Raw genomic sequence first — 6,041 nt, 5'->3', positions numbered from 1 at the left:
TTTGGTGAACAGGAAAAGAAGTGTTCGGCTTTCTAACAGACAGTCCCTGATATGTAAATTGTTGTTCACAGGCATCAAATTGACATGTTTGTTCTATTGAATCTGATGAGCCGGAATAAAGATCGGAAAAAGCAAGATCGAATGAAGCTAAGCTATTACAGTGATTCATTGAAGTATTGAAATATCGAATTGCAGCCTGAGACTACTTTTTCTTATAAAAGTTCCTCCCTGGCACAACCCATTCACAATGTGGTCTTGCGTAAAGTGTTTGTCTCAGCACCGATAACAATGATATTCAGATAATCCAATTGGCCACATTAAACCCCATCAATCCAGAGCATTCCTTAAGCGTATCCCGGGATTTTTAATTCAATGGTTCAGTGATAGTATGCTCAACCCAATATTATACCGTGTTCGGGTGTTTGATGAGTAAGCAGGAACCTGCATTCTGGCAGGTAAAATCGTTAACCGAGATGACGCCTGAAGAGTGGGAGTCGCTCTGTGATGGCTGTGGTCGCTGCTGCCTCAATAAGATCATTGATGCTGATACTGACGAGATTCACACAACGGCGGTAGCCTGTCGGCTGCTGGATCTGGAGACCTGTCGCTGCAGACAGTATAAACACCGTCGTAAATATGTGGATGACTGTATCAAGTTTACCCCGAAAACCCTCCATGAACATTTGTCATGGTTGCCAGACAGCTGCGCTTATAACCTGCTCTATCATGGCTATGATCTCCCACAATGGCATCCCCTGAATACCGGGTGCCCGGACTCTGTCCATGAATCCGGTTTCTCCATCAGGGACAGGGATATCGCTTCAGAAGAAGATGTTCCGAACCCGTCGGACTGGTTTGATTATATTATCCGGGTGAAATAAAGCGGTTTCTGAACGAGATTCAGATTACCGCCTCAGTGACTGGATGGTGTGTGTGGCACCAGCGCGGACGAAGTCGGCGTCACAACCAGCGGTTACCAGACTGAATCCTTTTTTGCGCATACGATCAGCGAACGCCGGTCCCATGCAGTGAATAGCGGCAGGTACGTTATGCTTTTTGCTGCGGGCAAGGATATGTTCGATAGCCTCCACGACGGGTGGCTCATAGTCGTCAGGTCGAGGCTGGCAGCCCAGGGCATAGGAAAGGTCAAAGGGACCAATATAGATGGCTCCCAGTCCTTCAGTGCTGAGTATGTCGTCCAGGTTATCCAGGGCCTGGCGAGTCTCGATCATGACCATGGGCAGAATGGTCCCGTCTGCTTTTTCCGGGTAATCACTGCCGGCATAGATCATTGCCCTGCTGGGGCCAAAACTGCGGTTGCCTTTGGATGGGTAACGACAGGTGGCAACAAATTCCCGGGTTTGCTGTGCGGTTTCAATCATTGGGCAGATGACACCATAAGCACCGGCATCCAGCATTTTCATAATGATGCCCGGGTCGAGCCAGGGAACCCTGACCAACGGCGTCACCGGAGTGGTGGATATGGCCTGCAGCATGGCCAGGGCGGACTCGAAGCCAATCATGCCGTGCTGCATGTCAATGGTCATTGCATCAAAACCCTGATGGGCAATCAATTCAGCTGTCATTGGGCAGGGATGGATAAGCCAGCAGTTTATCGCGGTCTTATTTTGCTGGAAAAGGCTCAGTACCTGATTTTTTCTCATTGTTGGTCCGGTGGTTGTTTACGTTGTCTGGTGGTTGTTGTCTGGTGGTTGTTGTCTGGTGGTTCTTGTTTGGTGCTTGTTGTCTGGTGATGGAGTCAATGAATTATAGCCAACGGGCAAGTGGTTCAGCCTGCTTACTGTCTGATAATTGATCCCCAACGCTTGTCAGAGAGGTGGAAAACCTTACACTAGCCTATCCTCGGACAGTCCCGGGTTAACTTGAACATTGAAACCAAGAGTCTGTGATCGAATGACACCCCATGGCACGCTTTACGGTCTGGTTCTGGCTGGCGGTCGTTCCTCCCGGATGGGACAGGACAAGTCACGTCTGAGCTGGTTTGGCAGGCCGCTCTACCAGCATATGGTTTCTCTGCTGATCAGGGCCGGGATCGGTCAGGTTCTGATCAGTGGGTCCGGTTTTTCGTCCGATGACGATGCTGTCATTGACGATGTGGTTCCCGGAAGAGGTCCAATCAGTGGCATTCACGCCGCTTTACAGCGATTGCAGGATGGCGATCGACTACTGGTGATTCCTGTGGATATGCCTCTGGTCCCTGCCGATGCGATCCGGATACTTGGTGATCAGCAGCGGGCCTGCTGTTTTGAGGGCTTTAATCTACCCGTGATGCTGCCGGTCACCACTGAATTGCGGCAAGCCGTTGAGCGCTCCATCGCGAGTGATAATCCGAAGGACTATGCACTCTGGCGCCTTCATCAGCTATCAGGTGGGCAGACCCTGTCGCTGCCGTTATCCATGGCAGACCTTTTTGTAAACGCCAATACGCCTGAAGACTGGCGTGACCTGGTGAATAAGGAGATTGTTCAGAAATAGGCGGCCGTCCACACGACGAGCGCTGGCCATGAGCATCCCCTACTGACAACGTTTGAATATAGACTGGAGCAAGAGTATCCATGGCTCACAATCAGTTTGAAAAGTTTATTCCTGTCAACATTGCCGTACTGACGGTATCCGACACCCGTACTGAAGAAAACGACACCTCCGGTCACTTGCTGGTTGAGAGCCTGACCGCTGCTGGCCACAAACTTGCTGACAAGGTCATTGTAAAAGACGACATCTATAAGATCCGTGAAGTGGTATCCCGCTGGATTGCCAGTGATGCAGGGACTCCAGACTGTGTACAGGCCGTTCTGGTCACCGGCGGTACCGGGTTCGCTGGCAGAGATAGCACGCCAGAAGCGCTGATGCCTATCTTCGACAAGCAGATTGATGGTTATGGCGAACTGTTTCGTCAGCTTTCCTATGAGCAGATCAAAACCTCCACAATCCAGTCCCGCACCGTGGCGGGCATGGCCAATGGCACCGTTATTTTTGTTATGCCCGGCTCCAATAATGCCTGTAAGACCGCCTGGGAAGGCATTATCAGGGATCAGCTGAACAGCCAGCATCGTCCCTGTAACTTTGTCGAACAGCTTAAGACAGCCGAACAATTGAAAAAGGCAGGGTAATCATGTCGTTTACCAGTAATGCCCTTAGCCATATTGATAGTGATGGTAAGGCCAGCATGGTTGATGTTGGTGAAAAAGACATCACCCGTCGTGAAGCCAGGGCCGAAGGCTACATTTACATGGCGCCTGAGACACTGGCGCTGGTAAAAGACAACAGCCTTAAAAAAGGTGATGTACTTGCCGTGGCCAGAATTGCCGGAATCCAGGCTGCCAAGCAGTGCAGCCAGCTGGTGCCACTTTGCCACCCGTTGATGCTGAACTTTATTGGTGTTGAGTTTCAACTTGAAGGTGCACCTTCAGAGAATGGCGAAGCCTGTATTCGAATTGAAACCTGCTGCCGCCTGAATGGCAAAACCGGTGTTGAGATTGAAGCGCTGACAGCGGCATCGGTTGCGGCCCTGACGATCTATGATATGTGCAAGGCGGTGGACAAAGAGATGCATATTGAGGGCATTCGTGTTCTGGAAAAAAGCGGCGGTCGAAGTGGCCATTATATTCACGGCTCAAAGGCTGCTGCTTCAGATGCCGAGTCGGGAGATGCAGCATGATTAAAGTACTGTTCTTTGCCAGTTTTCGGGAAAAACTGAATTGCGAGCAACTGATACTGGAAGAAGGAGAATATGCTTCCTTGCTGTCCGCCTTGAAAAGTCAGCTGGCTGAAAAAGGCGAAGACTGGCGTGAGGTCATGATGAGTGACCGTACACTGGTCGCCATCAATCAGAATATGACCCGTCAGGATGTTGCATTACAGCCTGGTGATGAGATTGCCTTTTTCCCTCCGGTTACCGGGGGATGAATTTTATCTGAACCACAAAGACACGGTGACACAAGGGCTTTATTTTGTGCTCGTTTCCACATCCTCAGTCCCTGTGGAAACAATAGAAAAGCCCCGGAAAATTTTTGTCGCTTTGTGGTGCAAAAACAAGCAGGATAAGCGCCTTGATTTCCATTCAAGCAGAAGACTTTAACCCCGGCCGCGAATATGAACGACTGGAAGGGAATAAGTCATCGGGAGCCATTGTTACCTTTACCGGTACGGTTCGGGATATGAACCTTGGGGATCAGGTGGGTGGCCTGTTTCTGGAACATTATCCGGGGATGACGGAAAACGCCCTGCAGGCAATTATCGATGAGGCCATGGCACGCTGGGAGCTCCAGTCTGTGCGGGTTATCCACCGCATTGGGCAAATGTACCCCGGGGATCGCATCGTTTTTGTCGGTGTCGCCAGTGCCCATCGTAAAGAGGCGTTTGCCGCCTGTGAATTTATGATGGATTACCTGAAAACCCGCGCGCCGTTCTGGAAGAAAGAGACGACGCCCGACGGGGATCGCTGGGTGGATGAGCGAGAGTCTGATCAGGAAGCTGCAGATCGCTGGCTTTGACCTTTAAAAGTGAACGCTTAAAAAAGAGCTGTTTCATGTTAAGAACATTATTTTTAACATTTGTACTCTTTTGTACGGGGGCATCGGCCTGTGCAGAAGAACTGAAAGTGGCGGTTGCGGCAAACTTCAAACCGTCGCTGGAAGCCTTGGCAAAAGTGTTTGAAGCAGACACCGGGCACCGGTTGTTGATCTCCTCTGCCTCCAGCGGTGTGCTGTATAACCAGATCAGCCATGGCGCCCCTTTCGATATTTTTCTGTCAGCAGATAGCCAGAGACCCGGGCTGCTGGAAAAAGAAGGACTGACACTGAAAGGCAGCCGACACGCTTATGCCTTGGGAGAACTGGTTCTGTGGAGCCCCGGGGTTTCCGGTGAGGATGGGAAAGATAAGACCATGACACTGGAGGACCTGGCGGTCTATAAAGGGCGCCTGGCCATTGCCAATCCGGCAACCGCACCCTATGGTTTGGCGGCACAGCAGGTTCTGGAGAAGCTGAGTCTCTGGTCATCGTTCCGGTCCCGTCTGGTTCAGGGAGCCAGTATTCAGCAGGCCTGGCAGTTTGTGGCCAGTGGCAATGCGCCTGCAGGGCTGGTGGCGAAAGCGCAGCTGGTTGACCATAAAGACAACGACGGTCATGTTTTTTTGATTCCTGCCACACTGTACGATCCGATTCGACAGGATATGGTTATTTTAAAACGGACTCAGCATCCTGAGGCGGCAAAGGCATTTGTCGCGTTTATGTTGTCACCGTCTGTTCAGAATACCCTTGCTGAACAGGGCTACCTCCCCGTAGCAACGGAAATGGCCGGTAAATCAACGCCGGAACATCGAAGGGAAGTGCGCTGAATGCTGCTCACCGCTGTCTGGGTAACGCTGAAGCTGGCCACCATAACCACCATTATTCTGATGTTGCTGGCGATTCCCCTGGCATGGAAGCTGGCCAATATGCAGAGTCGGCTGAGACCCCTGCTGGAAGCGCTGGTTGGTTTGCCAATGGTTTTGCCGCCTACGGTCCTTGGCTTTTATATCCTGTTGCTTTGTTCACCAAACTATGTACCCGGACAGCTCTGGCTATCCCTGACCGGCACTACCCTGGCATTCAGTTTTACCGGGCTGGTGGTTGCTTCTGTTCTCTGTTCCATGCCCTTTGTCGTGCAACCACTTCAGCGGGCGTTTGAACAGCTTGACAAAGGGCTGCTTGAAGCGGCAGCCATGATGGGGGCCGGACGGTTGGACCGTTTTTTAAATGTGGTACTTCCCTGCACTCGCAGGGCAATGATACTGGCGGCCTGCATGGGGTTTGCCCATACCGTTGGGGAGTTTGGTGTGGTGCTGATGATTGGTGGCAATATTCCCGGGGAGACGCAGGTACTGTCCATTGCCCTGTTCGATGCCGTGGAATCCCAGCAGTTTGCTGAGGCCCATCAGATTGCTGCGGGACTGATGGTATTTGCCATGATTCTGCTGATTACCCTTTACCAAACCCGTCGTAAAGCATCGCCCAATCGGGCCGGGCCGCGCAGGCGGT

The 6,041-nt window shown here is 51.5% G+C and carries 9 protein-coding genes; 8 read left to right on the top strand and 1 reads right to left on the bottom strand.

All coding sequences use genetic code 11. The features are described from left to right. Positions 1-425 precede the first annotated feature (425 nt). On the top strand, positions 426-881 hold the full coding sequence (locus tag KDK13_RS02140) for a YcgN family cysteine cluster protein (protein ID WP_257283148.1): 456 nt from the start codon (positions 426-428) through the stop codon (positions 879-881). Positions 882-905: 24 nt separating this feature from the next. Here the strand turns inward: KDK13_RS02140 and KDK13_RS02135 are convergent, their stop codons facing one another. Then, entirely contained in the window at positions 906-1,664 is a 759-nt protein-coding gene (locus KDK13_RS02135; RefSeq protein WP_257283147.1) for an HpcH/HpaI aldolase/citrate lyase family protein, read from the bottom strand. A gap of 250 nt (positions 1,665-1,914) precedes the next feature. Between KDK13_RS02135 and KDK13_RS02130 the strand changes: the two genes are divergently transcribed. From KDK13_RS02130 to modB, 7 genes are all read left to right on the top strand, one after another. After that, on the top strand, positions 1,915-2,496 hold the full coding sequence (locus KDK13_RS02130) for a molybdenum cofactor guanylyltransferase (RefSeq protein WP_257283146.1): 582 nt from the start codon (positions 1,915-1,917) through the stop codon (positions 2,494-2,496). Positions 2,497-2,576: 80 nt separating this feature from the next. After that, on the top strand, positions 2,577-3,131 hold the full coding sequence (gene moaB, locus KDK13_RS02125; RefSeq protein ID WP_257283145.1) for a molybdenum cofactor biosynthesis protein B: 555 nt from the start codon (positions 2,577-2,579) through the stop codon (positions 3,129-3,131). Between the two features lie 2 nt (positions 3,132-3,133). Continuing rightward, a complete protein-coding gene (gene moaC, locus KDK13_RS02120; RefSeq protein ID WP_257283143.1) occupies positions 3,134-3,679 on the top strand; it encodes a cyclic pyranopterin monophosphate synthase MoaC in 546 nt (181 codons plus the stop codon). Further along, entirely contained in the window at positions 3,676-3,927 is a 252-nt protein-coding gene (locus KDK13_RS02115; RefSeq protein ID WP_257283142.1) for a MoaD/ThiS family protein, read from the top strand. The genes moaC and KDK13_RS02115 overlap by 4 nt, the downstream gene beginning before the upstream one ends. 143 nt (positions 3,928-4,070) lie before the next feature. After that, positions 4,071-4,514, top strand: coding sequence for a molybdopterin synthase catalytic subunit MoaE (moaE, locus tag KDK13_RS02110; RefSeq protein ID WP_257283141.1), 444 nt, complete (start codon positions 4,071-4,073; stop codon positions 4,512-4,514). 35 nt (positions 4,515-4,549) lie between these two features. Then, the gene (modA, locus tag KDK13_RS02105; protein WP_257283140.1) at positions 4,550-5,359 is read left to right on the top strand and encodes a molybdate ABC transporter substrate-binding protein; all 810 of its coding nucleotides are present in this window, start codon (positions 4,550-4,552) and stop codon (positions 5,357-5,359) included. After that, positions 5,360-6,041 (top strand): molybdate ABC transporter permease subunit (gene modB, locus KDK13_RS02100; protein ID WP_257283139.1); only part of this gene is annotated, 682 nt, incomplete at its 3' end. It abuts the gene before it with no gap.

The organism is Endozoicomonas sp. SESOKO1, from assembly GCF_024606265.1.
In the GTDB taxonomy this organism is placed as follows: Bacteria; Pseudomonadota; Gammaproteobacteria; order Pseudomonadales; family Endozoicomonadaceae; genus Endozoicomonas.
This window is presented reverse-complemented; position numbering and strand designations above follow the sequence as displayed.